At 61.7% G+C, this 16,041-nt stretch carries 11 protein-coding genes and 2 pseudogenes; 5 read left to right on the forward strand and 8 right to left on the reverse strand.

Features of this window, described 5'->3' with window-relative positions; genetic code table 11:
- Nucleotides 1–28: 28 nt before the first annotated feature.
- On the reverse strand, nt 29–1,927 hold the full coding sequence (locus HX899_RS17580; protein WP_171598153.1) for an ABC transporter ATP-binding protein: 1,899 nt from the start codon (nt 1,925–1,927) through the stop codon (nt 29–31).
- Nucleotides 1,928–2,019: 92 nt separating this feature from the next.
- Nucleotides 2,020–3,981 carry an ABC transporter ATP-binding protein gene (locus HX899_RS17585; RefSeq protein ID WP_181292959.1) on the reverse strand — a complete coding sequence of 654 codons (1,962 nt, stop codon included), beginning with the start codon at nt 3,979–3,981 and terminating at the stop codon, nt 2,020–2,022.
- Between the two features lie 122 nt (nt 3,982–4,103).
- Between HX899_RS17585 and HX899_RS17590 the strand changes: the two genes are divergently transcribed.
- The 3 genes from HX899_RS17590 (at nt 4,104) to HX899_RS17600 (ending at nt 8,477) form a co-directional block, all read left to right on the forward strand.
- Nucleotides 4,104–4,721, forward strand: coding sequence for a flavodoxin family protein (locus HX899_RS17590; protein WP_138389800.1), 618 nt, complete (start codon nt 4,104–4,106; stop codon nt 4,719–4,721).
- A 352-nt stretch (nt 4,722–5,073) separates the two neighbouring features.
- Nucleotides 5,074–6,480 carry an FAD/NAD(P)-binding protein gene (locus HX899_RS17595; protein WP_181292960.1) on the forward strand — a complete coding sequence of 469 codons (1,407 nt, stop codon included), beginning with the start codon at nt 5,074–5,076 and terminating at the stop codon, nt 6,478–6,480.
- A gap of 68 nt (nt 6,481–6,548) precedes the next feature.
- Nucleotides 6,549–8,477 (forward strand): PAS domain-containing sensor histidine kinase, encoded by a 1,929-nt coding sequence (locus tag HX899_RS17600; protein ID WP_181292961.1) that lies wholly within the window; start codon nt 6,549–6,551, stop codon nt 8,475–8,477.
- On the opposite strand, the pseudogene HX899_RS17605 reads toward HX899_RS17600, so the two are convergent.
- The 5 genes and pseudogenes from HX899_RS17605 to cyoA all read right to left on the reverse strand — a co-directional run bounded on the left by HX899_RS17605 (nt 8,472) and on the right by cyoA (nt 13,529).
- Nucleotides 8,472–9,295, reverse strand: a pseudogene (locus tag HX899_RS17605) (SURF1 family protein). The gene HX899_RS17600 and the pseudogene HX899_RS17605 sit on opposite strands and share 6 nt — an antisense overlap.
- Nucleotides 9,292–9,693: a cytochrome o ubiquinol oxidase subunit IV gene (gene cyoD, locus HX899_RS17610; RefSeq protein ID WP_129419331.1), complete on the reverse strand. Its 402-nt coding sequence runs from the start codon at nt 9,691–9,693 to the stop codon at nt 9,292–9,294. Before cyoD ends, HX899_RS17605 begins: the two are co-directional and overlap by 4 nt.
- Nucleotides 9,690–10,310, reverse strand: a complete 621-nt coding sequence (gene cyoC / locus HX899_RS17615) for a cytochrome o ubiquinol oxidase subunit III (protein ID WP_028756183.1) — start codon at nt 10,308–10,310, stop codon at nt 9,690–9,692. Before cyoC ends, cyoD begins: the two co-directional genes overlap by 4 nt.
- A gap of 6 nt (nt 10,311–10,316) precedes the next feature.
- The gene (gene cyoB / locus HX899_RS17620; protein ID WP_138331564.1) at nt 10,317–12,320 is read right to left on the reverse strand and encodes a cytochrome o ubiquinol oxidase subunit I; all 2,004 of its coding nucleotides are present in this window, start codon (nt 12,318–12,320) and stop codon (nt 10,317–10,319) included.
- 42 nt (nt 12,321–12,362) lie between these two features.
- Nucleotides 12,363–13,529, reverse strand: coding sequence for a ubiquinol oxidase subunit II (gene cyoA / locus HX899_RS17625; RefSeq protein WP_181292963.1), 1,167 nt, complete (start codon nt 13,527–13,529; stop codon nt 12,363–12,365).
- A gap of 379 nt (nt 13,530–13,908) precedes the next feature.
- Here cyoA and HX899_RS17630 point away from each other — a divergent pair, with 379 nt between their 5' ends.
- The gene (locus HX899_RS17630) at nt 13,909–15,240 is read left to right on the forward strand and encodes an MFS transporter (RefSeq protein WP_138389793.1); all 1,332 of its coding nucleotides are present in this window, start codon (nt 13,909–13,911) and stop codon (nt 15,238–15,240) included.
- A gap of 38 nt (nt 15,241–15,278) precedes the next feature.
- Nucleotides 15,279–15,473, forward strand: a pseudogene (locus HX899_RS17635) (hypothetical protein); the annotation flags it as partial.
- Between the two features lie 35 nt (nt 15,474–15,508).
- Here the strand turns inward: HX899_RS17635 and HX899_RS17640 are convergent.
- Nucleotides 15,509–15,976, reverse strand: coding sequence for a cyclic nucleotide-binding domain-containing protein (locus tag HX899_RS17640; protein WP_029872144.1), 468 nt, complete (start codon nt 15,974–15,976; stop codon nt 15,509–15,511).
- Nucleotides 15,977–16,041 lie beyond the last annotated feature (65 nt).

Below are 16,041 nucleotides of genomic sequence, written 5' to 3' on the forward strand. Positions count from 1 at the left end.
GGATTCGATTTTCGGAAAGCACGATGCGCTAGGTCGCCGACTCCGCTGTCGTCGTCTCTTCCAGCACGTCTTCGGGAATGTCGTCGAAGGAGGAGTAGTTCAAATTGTAGAGCTTGGAATAGAGCTTGCCATTCTTCATCAGCTGGCGGTGGTCGCCGCTTTCGATGATTTCGCCGTTCTGCAGCACGATGATGCGGTCCGCCTCACGGATCGTCGCGAGGCGATGGGCGATGACGAGGCCGGTGCGGTTTTCGAGTAGCTTCACCAGCGCCTTCTGGATCAGCATCTCGGTATAGCTGTCGATATTGGCCGTCGCCTCGTCGAGCACGAGGATCTTCGCATCCGCCACCAAGGCACGGGCAAAGCTCAAAAGCTGGCGCTGGCCGAGCGAAAGGTTGCCGCCGCGCTCGCCGAGGACACTATCGTAACCATCGGGCAGGCGCATCACGAAATCATGCGCGCCGACCGCTTTGGCGGCCTCGATCACCTGTTCGCGCGTCGCCTCCAGCTTGTGGTAGCGGATGTTTTCGAAGACGGTGCCGGTGAAGAGGAAGGGTTCCTGCAGCACCATGGCGATCTGCGCTCCGAGCGAATCCTGCGTCAGATCACGCACATCGTCGCCGCCGACCAGCACCTGGCCCTGCTGCACGTCGTAGAAGCGATGGATCAGCGACATGCAGCTCGATTTGCCGGACCCAGTCGGCCCGACCAGCGCTACCGTCTCGCCGGGATTGACCTTGAAGCTGACGTGCTTCAGCACCGGGTGTTTCGGATTGTAGCCGAAGACGACGTCCTTGAATTCCACCGATCCGTCCATGTCGCGCGACAAGGCTTTGGCGTCGGGCGCGTCCTTGATGTCGACAGGCACGTCGAGCACTTCGGTCAGCCGCTGGCCGGACGCCATGGCGCGCTGCATCACCGAATATTGCAGGGTCAGCGAACGGATCGGGTCGAAGAAGCGCTGGATGTAGAACAGGAAGGCGACGAGCACGCCGACATCGAGCGCCTGATTGAGAACGCGGGCGCCGCCGACGACGATGACGAGCGCCATCGCCACGCCGGTCAGGCTGTCGACGATCGGCACCATCACCTGCGCATAGCGCGCCGCCGTCAGATGCGTCTTGAGGTTGGCATGCGCCTTGTCGTCGTAGAGCGTGAAGTTGACGCCCTGCCTGTCCATGCTCTGGACGGCGCGCACGCCATGGATCGCTTCTGCAAGCGCACCGTTCGCGACCGAATTGGTCTCGTGCGCGGCCATGAAGGATTTGCGGGCCAGCGGCAGCCAGAACAGCCGGACGATGAACAGCACCGGCAGCACCGAGAGCGTCAGCAGCCCCAATTTGAAATCGAGATAGAGCATCACGAAGACGATGCCGAAGAGCAGCACGATGTCGCCGACTGACAGCACCGAGGTTTCGAGGAATTCCTGCATCGAGTTGACGTCGCCCTGCAGGCGCGACATCAACCGGCCGACTTCGGTCTTGTCCATGAAGGACAGCGAGACGCGCTGGAGATGCGAAAACATCGCCTTGCGGATATCGAAGAGCACGTCCTCGGCCACGCCGCCGACCAGCGTCTCCTGCGCATAGCTTGCCGCATAGTTGATGAGGATGGCAATCGTGAAGGCGACGATCGACCACACCAGGGCCGAATGGTTGCCGCCCGGCGACATGCCGTGGTCGATGGCATAGCGGATGATCAGCGGGATGGTGAGCTGCATCATCGTGAAGGTCAGAACGGCGACGACTGACCACAGGACCTGGCGGCGATAGGGGTGAACGAAAACCCAGATGCGCTTGACGATATTGCCGTCGAAGGCCTTGCCAAACATCTCCTCCTCGACGCGATGCGAACCGACCACCGCCCGCGGCGGGCGGCGTCCATCCTCGCGAACGTCGGGACGCTCGGTTTCCAGTTCCTCGGCCATGCCATTCCTCCCGCGGCCATCACGTCCGGTGGCCTGCATAGTCATTGCTTGTCCGCTCTTCTCCCTGGTGGGCAGAAGAACGGAATTCATTGCTAGGCGCTCAAGACCTCGTCGCCCGGCCGCACCTGCAGGTCGTAGAGCGCCTTGTAGCGCCCGCCGAGCGAAAGCAGCGCTTCATGCGTTCCGCGCTCGACGATCCGGCCGTCTTCGACGAACAGGATCTGGTCGGCATGCATCAGCGAGCTCAGGCGGTGGGCGACGATGATTGTCACCCGGTCGGCGGCATAGCGGCGCATGGCGCCGCGGATGCGCTGTTCGGTGGCGGCGTCGATAGCCGCTGTCGAATCGTCGAACACCATCACCGCCGGTTTCAACATCAGCGCGCGGGCGATCGAAAGACGCTGCCGCTGGCCGCCGGACAGCGAAACGCCGCGCTCGCCGACGACGGTGCCGTAACCTGTGGGAAGGCCGAGCACGTAATTGTGAAGTTGGGCGCTTTCACTGGCGCGCTCGATGCGGCCTTCCTTCGCCCATGGGTCGCCATAGGCGATGTTGTTTTCGATCGTCGTCGTGAACAGGAAGGAATCCTGCTGCACGACGGCAACCGCCCGGCGCAGCGATTGCAGCGTCGCCTTGCGGATGTCCTGACCGTCGATCGTGATCTTGCCGCCGCTGACGTCGTAGAAGCGGGGAATGAGATGGGCGATCGTCGACTTGCCGCTGCCGGGCGGGCCGACGATGCCGATCGTCTGGCCACGCCTGGCTTCGAAGGAGACATCGTCGAGCACGGTGCGCTTTTCCGAACCGGGATAGGCGAAGCTGACATTCTCGAAGCGCAGCACGCCGTCCGTGACGTTCAGCTCTGTCGCATCCGGCGCATCCTTGATCGCGACGTCGAGGTCGAGAAGGGCAAAGAGGCGCGAGCCGCAGGTGGAGGCGCGGGCAAAGGCATTGACCATCAGGCCGAGCTGGCGCACCGGCATCTGCAGGATGGTCATGAAGGTCAGGAACGAGGCCAGCGTGCCGACGGTGATTTCACCCGACATTACCTTGCCGCCGCCGACCCAGAGCACCAGACCCATCGCAGCGAAGAAGGAGAAGGTCATGGCGCTGGTGTTGGTGACGCGGATGCCGACGCGCTGATGCGCGAGCGCCAGCGCGCTCTTCGACGCCGCCTCGAATTTCGAAATCTCGTGTTCGTGGGCGGCAAAGGCGCGCACGACGCGAATGCCGCCGAGATTTTCCTCCATGATGCGGGTCAGCACCGAAAGCCGCTCCTGCAGGTCGAGCCAGGTGGCGCGTAGCCTGAGCTGCGTCACCGATGAGCGCCAGCCGACGAAGGGCACGAAACTCAGCGCCAGGAGGCCGAGCACGACATCGGTCGACAGCAGCATATAGGCGCCGATGCCGATCAGGGTCGACAGCAGGATCATCCGGACGAGTGCGGTGGAAAAATACATGCGCACGCCTTCGAGATCGAGCAGGCCGACGGTGATCAGGTCGCCGGAATGAACGGTGTCATGAAAGCTGAAGGAGAGCCGCTGGATCTTCTCGTAGCAGGCCAGCCGCAACTCATATCCGATGTGATGGCCGACGGCTTCGCTGTAATAGTTCTGGACCATGGTGAAGAGGCCGCGCAGCACGCTGGCGCCAAGCAGCAACAATGCCGTGGTCAAAAGCGCGTCCTGTGCCAGCAGACCCGCCGCACCACCGCTCATCGCCATCTGCGTATGGTCGACGGCCTGGCCGAGAAGGCGCGGGATCATCAGCTGGAAGGTGGAGGCCACAAGCGTGGCGCCGATTGCAAAGCCGGATTGCCAGGGGTGGCGGAAGGCCATCATGGTGATGCGCACCAATGTGAAGAGGCCTCGGCCCCAGCCTGCCGCAGTTGCAAGCGCCATCGAAGCCGAAGGCTTCGTCGCGCGTGTTAACACATCGCTGCTCACGGTATTTTTTCCAATAGATGTGTGGTCGGACGCTGGCCCGAAAAGACGGCAAATCCATGAAGGGATTGATTGCACCTTCACTTTTGCCGATTCCATTTGGGGGTTCAAGTAAAGAATTCACCAGTTGGTTATTTTTACGTGAGGTCTCCTCGCATCCCGGCGGGAACAATCTGTGGGCGAAGGGGTTGCAGCAGGCGAATGCCAACCGCCGACCGGTGCCGGAGAGACCCATGCCGCTGAAAGCCCTCGCCCTCAACGCCACGCTGAAGAGCAGCGACGCCAAGGAGGCGTCCTCGACCGACCGGATGATCGGTCTTATCGACAAGGCAATGTCCGCACACGGCGTTGTGACCGAAGTGCTCCGCCTTGCCGATTTCAACGTCAAGCCGGGCGTAACCTCCGACGAAGGCCCCGGCGATGATTGGCCTGATATCCGCGCCAAGGTGCTCTCCGCCGATATCCTGCTGATGGCGACGCCGATCTGGCTCGGCCAGCCGTCCAGTGTCTGCAAGCGGGCGCTGGAGCGCATGGACGCCTTCCTCGAGGAAACGGACGAAGATGGCCGTATGGTTTCCTATGGCAGGGTCGCGGCTGTTGCCGTCGTGGGCAATGAGGACGGCGCCCATCATGTATCGGCCGAGCTCTTTCAGGCGCTGAACGACGTCGGCTTCACCATTCCGGCGAATGCGGTCGCCTATTGGGTTGGCGAGGCGATGGGTTCCACCAATTTCGTCGATCTCGACAAGGTGCCGAAGGTCGTGACGAAAGCCGTCGACATGCTGGCGCGCAACACGGCGCATCTGGCGGGCCTGCTGAAGGCAAAACAATATCCGGGCGAGGGCCGCTGAGGTCGCCGGCGATCTGACATTTGCAACGATCAGTTCGCAGTTCGGGGTGCAAAACTCGCCAGACTTCCACAGGAGAGTTCTAAATTCTAATATATTTCAATATCTTGAAGTGATTTAACAACAAACCTCTTGCCACCTGCGCCATTTAGCGCTTTCATACACTACTAGTTTGATAGACTATGGATGAGCGTGATTGCTCACCTAGTTCTCTTGCGGGGCCGCTGGTTCGGACCCGGATGCCGCGGCAGGTGTTTTGAATGGCCGCATGAACCTCATCAACGCGTGAACCGCTGTTTTATGCGTTGAAACCTCGATCGACCCACGGTGCGGATGAAGCCGCAAAGGAGTTGTGATGACGGTTCAGGGACTTTTTTCCGCCAGAGCCAATGCGGCGGCGCAGATATCAGCCGTACCGCGCATTGCGATCGTCGGGCGCGGCTTTTCCGGCATGATGACGGCTATCGCGCTGATGAAGACGGTGCGCGCGCCCTTCCACCTGCAGCTGTTCGATCCGAATTCGTCGGTCAGCGGTGGGCAGGCGCTGGCCTCAGTCCGTTCCTCGACGATCCTCAACACCCGCGTCCGCGATCTCTCGGTTTCGGTCGGCGACAACGACGATTTCAACGACTGGCTCTGCAGCAATGCCGCCTTCCGCGCCGCCGTGCCGGCCGCCATCCCCGGATTTCGGCAGATCTTCGTGCCGAAGGAGATCTTCAGCGATTATGTCTATCAGCGCTTTTCGGAGGCGCTCGCCGCGCGCAGGGACATCACCGTCCAGGTCTGCAACGATCCGGTGGTGGCGATCCGCAGGAGCCACGGCAACCGCTTCCTGCTCGAAAGCGCCAATCCCGCCAATCCGCTGTTCGATACCGTCATCCTCGCCACCGGCTACGGCCTGACCGCGCCGGATGCCGGCGGTGAGGACGCTTCGCCGGTCCGGGCCCAGCGCCTCGTTGCGCGGCCGCATGCGGTGCTGCTCGGCAGCGGCATCCGCGTCGTCGACCAGCTGCTGCAGCTGCGCGATTCCGGTTATGCCGGCCAGGTGACGATCATTTCCCGGCGCGGCTTCCTGCCCCAGAGCCATACGCCGAATTCCGCCGATCCGGTCTTCCCCGCCGAAGCGCTGCCACAGAGCCTGCCGGAGATCGTCCGCTTCATCCGTGAAGCCTGTCGCGAGGCCGAGGACGCGGGACGAAGCTGGCAATCGGTGATGAACGGCCTCAGAAAACATGCCCGCTCGCTCTGGCGCTCGCTGCCGGCGCGCGACAAGCATCAGTTCAACCGCCATCTCAGGGCGATCTATGACAGCCATCGCAACCGCCTGCCGGAAGCCATGCACCTGCGCCTGGGACGCGAACTCGCCGAAGGCCGCACGGTGCTGCGCCGCGGCCGGGCCGGCCGCCGGGGCCTGAGCGGCCTGTTCTTCACGCCGGCCGGTTCCGCTGCCGAGGAAGTCATCCATGCCGAGCGCATCATCGATTGCCGCTGTCAGGCGCCGGATCTTTCAGCGCCCTTGATGCAGAGCCTGCTTTCCGCCGGCCTTTCCATGCCGGACGAGCTCTCGCTGGGGCTCGCGGTCAACGCGCGCGGCGAGCCCTTCCTGGAGGATGGTTCGACAGTCGCCGGGCTCTTTGCCGTCGGTCCCCTCGGCCTCGGCAGTCTCCCCGATATCGATCTCGTGCCGGAGATCGTCTCGCAGGCCTATGCCGCCGCCGAACGTGTCGGCGAGCGGTTCTACCCGCAGGTCAAGGCCGTCTGAAATTCGGGCCGTTTCGGAACCATCCGCCCCCTGCTGCGTTATAAAGCGCTGGTGAATCCGAGGGGCCGATGGAAGTGCTGAATCGACATGACACGTCTCTTGACGAAGAGGGACGCTTTCGCCTTCTGGTCGATGCCATCACCGACTACGCTATCTATATGCTGAGCCCCGAAGGCATCGTCACCAGCTGGAATACTGGCGCCCAGCGCTTTAAAGGTTACAAGCCTTCTGAAATTCTCGGCGAGCATTTTTCCCGTTTCTATCTGGAAGAGGACCGCGCTGCGGGAATGCCAGCGCGCGCGCTCGCCACGGCGGCGGAGCAGGGCCGGTTCGAGGGGGAAGGCTGGCGCCAGCGCAAGGATGGAAGCCGCTTCTGGGCGCATGTGATCATCGATCCGATCCGTCGTCCCTCCGGCGAGCTCATCGGCTATGCCAAGATCACCCGCGACCTGACCGAACGCAGAGCAGCTGAACAGACTATCCGCCAGAGCGAGGAACAGTTCCGCCGGCTCGTTCAGGGCGTCTCGGACTATGCGATCTACATGCTCGATCCCCACGGCCATGTCAGCAGTTGGAATTTCGGCGCCGAGCGTATCAAGGGCTATCGACCGCAAGAAATCATCGGCCGGCATTTCTCGACCTTCTATACCCCCGAGGACCGCGAAGCCGGCGTGCCGGAGACCGCGCTCGGCATTGCGCGCGCCGAGGGCCGGTTCGAAAGGGAAGGCTGGCGCGTCCGCAAGGACGGCACCCGTTTTTGGGCCAGCATCGTCATCGACGTCATTCGGGGCGACGACGGCGATGTGCTCGGTTTCGCGAAGATCACCCGCGATATCACCGAGAAGATGGAGACCCAGCGGGCACTGGAGCAGGCGCGCGAAGAGCTCTTCCAGTCGCAGAAGATGGAGGCGATCGGTCAATTGACCGGCGGTATCGCCCATGATTTCAACAATCTTTTGATGGCTGTCCTCGGCAGTCTCGAAATCCTGAAGAAACGCATGCCGCAGGATCTCTCGCTGACATCGCTTGTTGATAATGCCATGCAGGGTGCCCAGCGAGGCGCGGCGTTGACGCAGCGAATGCTGGCCTTTTCCCGTCGGCAGGAACTGCACATGGAGCCGATCGACGTCTCCGGCCTGGTCCGTGGCATGATGGATATGCTCAGCCGTTCGCTCGGCCCGCTGACCGTGATCGAGACCTCTTTCCCCGTCAGGCTGCCGACGATCCTTACCGATCCGAACCAACTGGAGATGGCGATCCTGAACCTCGTCGTCAACGCCCGCGATGCGATGCCATCCGGCGGCCGGATCGCGCTTCGCGCTTCCGAGGAATCGGTGCCGTCAGGCAAGAGTCCGCTGCCGCCCGGCCGCTATGTGCGCATCGCGGTGGTCGATGAAGGCGAAGGCATGGATGCAAAGACGGTGGAGCAAGCAATCACGCCGTTCTTCACCACCAAGGGTATCGGCAAAGGCACCGGTCTCGGCCTTTCCATGGTTCAGGGCCTTGCGTCCCAGTCCGGCGGCCGCCTCATCCTGAAGAGCAGCCTCGGCCAAGGCACGACGGCCGAATTGTGGTTCCCGGTCGTCATTGCCGAGCAGGTGACCGCGGTAGCTGCAGACCTGCCGCAACGCGAGGAAAACGCGCCGCGTCGGCTGCGCATCGTCGCCGTCGATGACGATGGTCTGGTGCTGATGAATACGACACTGATGCTCGAGGATCTCGGCCATACCGTATTCGAGGCGATGGCGGGTTCCGAGGCGCTCGACATCCTGCGCAAGCAGCAGGTCGATCTGGTGATTTGCGACCATGCCATGCCGCGCATGACGGGCGCGCAGCTCGCCCAGGCGATCCGCGACGAATGGCCTGATATGCCGATCATCCTCGCAACCGGTTACGCCGAAATCCCCGAAGGGGCAGGCATCGTCGATCTGCCCCGCCTGGGCAAACCCTTCTCGCAGGCGCAGCTCGCCGAGGCGATCAGCCGGGTCGCTTCATAAGCGGCGTCGGCTATCCCTCTCACCGCGAAGAATGAACACCAGCAATGCCAGCACCATTGCCGCCAGCCCGTACCAGGTGATCGCGTAGACGAGATGGTTGTTGGGGAAAGCGATGACGGTGAGACCGCCGACAGGCAGGCCGCCCGGATTGGGGATGGCATCGGCGTCGATGAAATAGGGCGCGATCGCACCGATGCCGCGCTTTTGCGCGATCGCTGCGACATCGCGCGAATACCAGCGGTCGGCTACGACGTCGTTGGATTGCAGCAGCGATCCCTTCGGCTCCGTCATCCGCATCAGCCCGGTGATCTCGACCCGGCCTGATAGTTCACCCTCGCGGCGCGAGGCCGGGTCGCGCCGGTCGGTCGGCACGAAACCACGATTGATGAGGATTGATGTCCCGTCGGCAAGCGTCAGCGGCGCCAACACCCAATATCCCGGTCCCAGCGCGGTTGAGGCATAGACCAGCGTTTCCTTGTCGTTCGCCAGCATCCCGGTCGCGGTCACCCGCCGATATTCGTCATCGGTGGCATTGACCTTGTCCCAGTCGGCGCGCGCCGGGGCCGGCACGGGTGCCGCATGCACACGCTGGTCGACGCGGGCAATGAGGTCGCGCTTCCACGCGAGGCGCTCGACCTGCCAGGTGCCGAGTGCGGAAAGTGCCGCGGCAAGCAGTATCAGGCAGACGGCGAAGATCGCGCGTTTGACCTGATAGTGCCGCCTTTCCGATTTTTCCGAGGGAGCCTCGCTCATGCCTGAATCGCTGCTGGGCCGGACCGTTGGAGGCGACGCTGCCGCCGACCCTTCGTGACCGTCACGGCATGTTCTTCATCATCTCGGGGCTCATCGGCATCATGTTGGTGTTGAGATGATGCATGACCCAGAGCGAACCGGAGAGCGCGATGGCGACGATGATGAGGGTGAAGATCAGCGCCATGATCGTCCAGCCGCCCTCGCTCCTGGTATTCATGTGCAGGAAGAAGACCATATGGACGACGATCTGGATCGCGCCCAGGCCCATCACCAGCACCGCCGTCAGCGTCGGGCTGGCGAAGACGCCTGACATGACCAGCCAGAAGGGAATGGCGGTCAGGATGACGGAGAGCACGAAGCCCGTCATGTAGCTGCGGAACGTGCCATGGCCGGCCTGATGGCCGTGGCTGTGGCCGTGATGAGCCTCGTGGGCATCCTCATGTGCAGGTGCTTGCGAACTCATCCGAGAACTCCCAACAGATAGACGAAGGAAAAGACGCCGATCCAGACGACGTCGAGGAAGTGCCAGAACATCGAAAGGCACATCAGGCGGCGGCGGTTGGCCTCGATCAGCCCGTGCATCGATACCTGCACCATCAGCGTGATCAGCCAGATGATGCCGAAGGTGACGTGCAGACCGTGCGTGCCGACCAGGGTGAAGAAGGAGGAGAGGAAGGCGCTGCGCGTCGGCCCGGCGCCTTCATGGATCAGGTGGATGAACTCGTAGAGCTCGAGCCCGATGAAAGCCGCGCCGAACAGGCCGGTCACACCAAGCCAGAACAGCGTTTCCGCCTTTGCGTTCCGCTCCATCTGCAGCATGGCGAAGCCGTAGGTGATCGAGGAGAAGAGCAGCATCGAGGTGTTGAGGGCAACGATCGGTAGATCGAAGAGATCGGCCGGTGACGGGCCGGCGGCATAATTGCGGCCGAGCACGCCATGCGTTGCAAACAGCACCGCGAAAATCAGGCAGTCGCTCATCAGGTAGAGCCAGAAACCGAGATTGGTGCTGTTCTCCGGATGATGATCTTCCGTCAGGTAGAATTCAGGCTTTTCGGCCGTGTCGATGGTGTGATCGCTCATGGTCTCTTACACCTGCTCGGCAAGCAGCGCGGTGCGCTTGCCTTCCGTTTCGGTTACCTCTTCGGCGGGGATGTAGAAGTCACGTCTGTAGTTGAAGGTATGGCCGATCGCCACAGCCAGCATGGCGACGAAGGAGACGACGACCAGCCACCACATGTACCAGATCAGGCCGAAGGCGAGTGCGATACTGATGCCCGACAGGATCGCGCCGGTGCCAGTGTTCTTCGGCATGTGGATCGGCCGGAAACCTTCCAGCGGACGCGCGTAACCGCGGTTCTTCATGTCGTACCAGCCGTCATGATCGTGCACGACAGGCGTCAAGGCGAAGTTGTATTCCGGCGGCGGCGAGGAGGTCGACCATTCCAGCGTACGGCCATCCCAGGGATCGCCGCTGTCGTCGCGCAATTCCTCGCGCCTCATGAAGCTGACGACGATCTGGATCAGGAAGGCGGCAATGCCAAGCGCAATCAGGCCGACGCCGAAAGCGGCGATGATGAACCAGATCTGTATCGACGGGTCCTCGAACTGGCTCATGCGGCGGGTGACGCCCATCAGACCCAGCACGTAGAGCGGCATGAAGGCGAACCAGAAGCCGATCTGCCAGAACCAGAAGCTCATCTTGCCCCAGAAGGGATCGAGCTTGAAGCCGAACGCCTTCGGGAACCAGTAGTTCACGCCGGCGAACATGCCGAAGAGTACGCCGCCGATGATGACGTTGTGAAAGTGAGCGATGAGGAACAGCGAATTGTGCAGCACGAAGTCGGCAGGCGGCACCGCAAGCATGACGCCGGTCATGCCGCCGATGACGAAGGTCACCATGAAGCCGACCGTCCACAGCATCGGCACCTCATAGCGGATGCGGCCGCGATACATGGTGAAGAGCCAGTTGAACATCTTCGCCCCCGTCGGGATCGAGATGATCATCGTGGTGATGCCGAAGAAGGAATTGACGCTGGCGCCCGAGCCCATCGTGAAGAAATGGTGCAGCCAGACGATGTAGGAGAGGATCATGATCACGCAGGTCGCGTAGACCATGGAGGCGTATCCGAACAGGCGCTTGCCGGAGAAGGTGGCGACGACTTCCGAGAAGATGCCGAAAGCCGGCAGCACGAGGATATAGACCTCCGGATGACCCCAGATCCAGATGAGGTTGATGTACATCATCGGATTGCCGCCGAGGTCGTTGGTAAAGAAGTTCGTGCCGGCATAGCGGTCGAGCGACAACAGGGCGAGCGTTGCCGTCAGGATCGGGAATGAGGCGACGATCAGCACGTTGGTGCAAAGCGCCGTCCAGGTGAAGACCGGCATCTTCATGAAGGTCATGCCCGGCGCACGCATCTTGACGATGGTGGCGATCAGGTTGATGCCCGAAAGCGTCGTTCCCACACCAGCCACCTGCAGGCCCCAGATATAATAGTCGACGCCGACGCCTGGACTGTAGGCCGCGCCCGACAGCGGCGGGTAGGCGAGCCAGCCGGTCTGGGCGAATTCGCCGATGAACAGCGACAGCATGATGATGATCGCGCCGGCGGTGGTCATCCAGAAAGAGAAGTTGTTGAGGAAGGGGAAGGAGACGTCGCGCGCGCCGATCTGCAACGGCACCACGAAGTTCATCAAACCGGTGACGAAGGGCATCGCCACGAAGAAGATCATGATGACGCCGTGAGCGGTGAAGATCTGGTCGTAATGGTGCGGCGGCAGGTAGCCCTCCGAACCGTTGAAGGCGATCGCCTGCTGGATGCGCATGAGGATCGCGTCGGAGAAGCCGCGCAACAGCATGATGACGGCCAGGATCACATACATGATGCCGATCTTCTTGTGATCGACGCTGCAGATCCAGTCCCGCCAGAGCGGGGCCCAGAACTTGAAATAGGTGATGATGCCGAGCAACGCGATGGCGCCGATGACGACGCCGATGAAGGTCACGACCAGGATCGGCTCGTGATAAGGGATGGCATCGAGGGTCAACCGGCCGAAGACGAACTTCAGGAGGTCAGGATTGGAAAACATGGAACAACCCGTTCATTATGTCTTGCGACGCAAAGCGCCAGGTTAATTGTTATTGTTGAGCTGCGCCGGCGCCGGATCGGCGCCATTGCTCATGCCGGGCATGGAATGACCCTGATGTTGCATGTCAGTTCCGGGCATGTCGTGCTGCATGGTGTTGCCGTCGGTACGCTCGGCGGGCTCGCTTCGCGCCGGAGCCCCTGTCGCCGGCACGGTGGCGGCGGGCGCCACGATGCCTTCGTCGGCATAACGGTTGTCATATTGCAGCTTTTCGCGGTTCTCGGCACTTTCCTTGCCGCCGCCGCCCATCATGTCGATGTGCATCATCTCGTTCATGCACATCTTGCCGGGCGTGGCGCACATGTTGAGGATGGCGTTGTAAAGGTCGGCATCGGCGCCGGCATAATAACGCACCGGTTCCTTCTCGCTCGGCTTCTCGAGCTTCAGGTAGGCGTCGCGGTTGAGCATTGTGCCCCGCTGCTTGACCTGCGCCACCCAGGCGTCAAATCCCTCTTGGGTAAGGCCGTGGAACTTGAAGCGCATATGCGAGAAGCCTGCGCCGCTGTAATTGGCGGAGAAGCCCTCATATTCGCCTTCCTTGTTGATGACGGCATGCAGCTTCGTCTCCATGCCCGGCATCGCATAGATCTGGCCGGCGAGGGCAGGTATGTAGAAGGAGTTCATCACCGAGGAGGCGGTGATCTTGAAATTGATCGGCATGTCGACCGGGGCAGCGAGTTCGTTGACGGTGGCGATGCCGAGTTCGGGATAGAAGAACAGCCACTTCCAATCGAGCGCCACGACCTCGACGTTCAACGGCTTGGTATCGGCCGGAATGGCGCGCTCCGCATCGAGGCGGTCGAGCGGGCGGTAGGGATCGAGCTTGTGGGTGGAAATCCAGGTCACGGCGCCGAGCGCGATGATGATCGCAAGCGGCGCTGCCCAGATTACGATTTCGAGGCGGGTCGAATGGTGCCATTCCGGCGCATAGGTGGCAGCCGTATTGGAGCGGCGGTAGCGCCAGGCGAAGAACAGCGTCAGGAAGATCACCGGGATGATGATCAAAAGCATCAGCACCGTCGAGATGACGATGAGATCGCGCTGTTGCGCGGCGATGTCGCCGGAGGGCGCCATGACCACCATGTTGCATCCTGCCAGGAAAAGCAGCGGCAAGACGGATAGAAGGCGGGAAAACTTCACCAGTTTTAGCACGTCTCTAAGCTCTTGTTGTTTCGTTCGTTCCGCGACTAACGCACTGAACCGGATAGCGACATGAGGTGTTTGGTCGCAGTGCAGCAATCATGCCGCACTGCGGCACAAATCATGGTGCACTACAGCTTTGGAATCCTGATGAATTCAAAAAGGATTCTTTCGCCAGCGCTGTTTCAAATCAATATATCCGCAAGAGGCGGCCAAGCCAGCGTCTCCCGGGAAAAATCGCCGGGCCAATCACGCTATTTTTTCCGCCCAGGCCTCATTTTGAGCCGTGATGATGAACTATTTACGTCTTACGGACTTGATAAGCCTGCGGGTTTGATCAAGATCAGGCTGAGGCGCCTTGGCGAAAGCGCTTCATCGAGGGAGGCGTTTCATGGCTACAACATCGCATTACGGACCGTCATCGTCGTCGCTGGAACGCGACGCGCGGCGCATTCACGACGACAAGCCGGTTTCGCCGGGTAGTATCGCCATCGGCGTGGTGATCGGCCGCATGTCGGAATTCTTCGATTTCTTCGTCTATGGCCTTGCCTCGGTTCTGGTCTTTCCACAGCTGGTCTTCCCCTTCGCGCCGGACAGGCTGACGGGAACGCTCTATTCCTTCGCCATCTTCTCGCTTGCCTTCCTGGCCCGCCCCGTCGGCTCCGTCGTCTTCATGACGATCGACCGGCTGTATGGGCGCGGCACCAAGCTGACGATCGCGCTTTTCCTGCTCGGCGGCTCCACGGCCTCGATCGCCTTCCTGCCGGGTTACAACGAGATCGGCGTCTGGTCGATCGCATTGCTGGCGCTCTTCCGTCTTGGCCAGGGCTTCGCGCTCGGCGGCGCCTGGGACGGCCTTGCCTCGCTGCTCGCGCTCAACGCGCCGGCCAAGCACCGCGGCTGGTATGCGATGATCCCGCAGCTCGGCGCGCCGATCGGTTTTGCGCTGGCCAGTACCCTGTTCGGCTATTTCGTCGCCAATCTTTCCAGTGAGGATTTCCTCTCCTGGGGCTGGCGTTATCCCTTCTTCGTCGCCTTCGCGATCAACGTCGTGGCGCTCTTTGCGCGGTTGCGTCTCGTGATGACCAAGGAGTTCGGCACGCTGCTGGAGCAGCACGAGCTGGAAGCAGCCCCCATCCTTGACGTGCTGCGCGTTCATGGCCGCGACATTCTGATCGGCGCCTTCGTGCCGCTCGCGAGTTTTGCCATGTTCCACCTCGTCACCATCTTCCCGCTCGGCTGGATGAGCCTCTATGGCAACCAGCCGATCGGCGCCTTCATGGTGGTGCAGGTGATCGGCGCCGCAGTCGGCATCCTCACGATCATCGCCTCGGGCCTGATCGCCGACCGTATCGGCCGGCGCGCCCAGCTTGCCATCTGCGCCGTCATCATCGCCGTCTTCAGCTTTATCGGGCCGAGCCTGATCGCATCCGGCAACAGCGGCCATGACGCTTTCGTCATCATCGGCTTCGGCGTGCTCGGCCTTTCCTTCGGCCAGGCGACCGGCTCGATCTCGTCCCGCTTCGGCCGCGGCTACCGCTACACGGGTGCCGCCTTCACCTCGGATCTGGCCTGGTTGATCGGCGCGGGTTTCGCGCCACTGGTGGCGCTCAGCCTTTCCAGCCGCTTCGGCCTGACCTTCGTCGGCTACTACCTACTTTCCGGCGCTGTCTGCACGCTGGCAGCACTTGCCTTCAGCAGGGCGCTGGAGCAGCGCGAATAGGACTTTGCGAGGAAGCCATGCCCGGGAGAGAAGTGGGACCGGATCGTGCAGAGGCTTTGCGGCGAACTCACGAGGCGGCGGCATACGAGGGATGGTTTCTCGAACGGGTCGAGGAAGCAATCCGGGAAGCCGATGATCCGAACGCTGTCTGGATCCCGCATGAAGTCATTAAGGGAGAGATGGCGCGCGAGCGTGCCGAGTTGCTTGCCTTGCTCAAGGATGAGGCCAAGTGAGGATCGTTTGGCCACCCAAATCCTATAGCTGAATCCTACTGCGCCATCTGCGGTTGTTTCGCCGCCCGGGCTGCGGTCAGTTCCGCCGTGGTATGGTTCAGGCGGTCGGCCAGCACCCGCATGATTTCCACGGCCATCTCGGGGAAATCGCTGAGCAGCTTCAGAAAGTGTTCCTTGCTGATGCGCAGCACTTCGAGCGGCGAGGTGGCGCGCACCGTTGCCGTGCGCGAGACATCGCAGAGGATGGCGATTTCGCCGACGATGGAATTGGGTTCGACGTCGGCGACCTTGATCTCGCCCGCCGGCGAGTCGACGACGATATCGGCGGTACCCGAGAGGATGACATAGGCGGCATCACCGACATCGCCCTGATGAAAGAGGTTCTGCCCGGCCTTGTAGGTCATGCGATCGGAGGTAAAGGCTAAAAGCTTGAGCTTTGCTGGCGCGATCCTTGAAAAGATCGGCACCCTTCGCAGCATTTCGACTTCGTCTCTCAACAGCATGAGCGTTTCAATCCCCTGACGCAGGGTCCGCAGGACCAGGCATCTTCAAACTCCGAGGCGTTCCC

It is taken from the genome of Rhizobium sp. WYCCWR 11146, assembly GCF_013591995.1.
Taxonomy (GTDB): domain Bacteria; phylum Pseudomonadota; class Alphaproteobacteria; order Rhizobiales; family Rhizobiaceae; genus Rhizobium; species Rhizobium indicum.

Coding starts and splice junctions, on each gene's coding strand:
- HX899_RS17580 (WP_171598153.1), bottom strand. CDS start 1,927: ATGGCCGAGGAACTGGAAACCGAGCGTCCCGACGTTCGCGAGGATGGA.
- HX899_RS17590 (WP_138389800.1), top strand. CDS start 4,104: ATGCCGCTGAAAGCCCTCGCCCTCAACGCCACGCTGAAGAGCAGCGAC.
- HX899_RS17595 (WP_181292960.1), top strand. CDS start 5,074: ATGACGGTTCAGGGACTTTTTTCCGCCAGAGCCAATGCGGCGGCGCAG.
- HX899_RS17600 (WP_181292961.1), top strand. CDS start 6,549: ATGGAAGTGCTGAATCGACATGACACGTCTCTTGACGAAGAGGGACGC.
- cyoD (WP_129419331.1), bottom strand. CDS start 9,693: ATGAGTTCGCAAGCACCTGCACATGAGGATGCCCACGAGGCTCATCAC.
- cyoC (WP_028756183.1), bottom strand. CDS start 10,310: ATGAGCGATCACACCATCGACACGGCCGAAAAGCCTGAATTCTACCTG.
- cyoB (WP_138331564.1), bottom strand. CDS start 12,320: ATGTTTTCCAATCCTGACCTCCTGAAGTTCGTCTTCGGCCGGTTGACC.
- HX899_RS17630 (WP_138389793.1), top strand. CDS start 13,909: ATGGCTACAACATCGCATTACGGACCGTCATCGTCGTCGCTGGAACGC.
- HX899_RS17640 (WP_029872144.1), bottom strand. CDS start 15,976: ATGCTGTTGAGAGACGAAGTCGAAATGCTGCGAAGGGTGCCGATCTTT.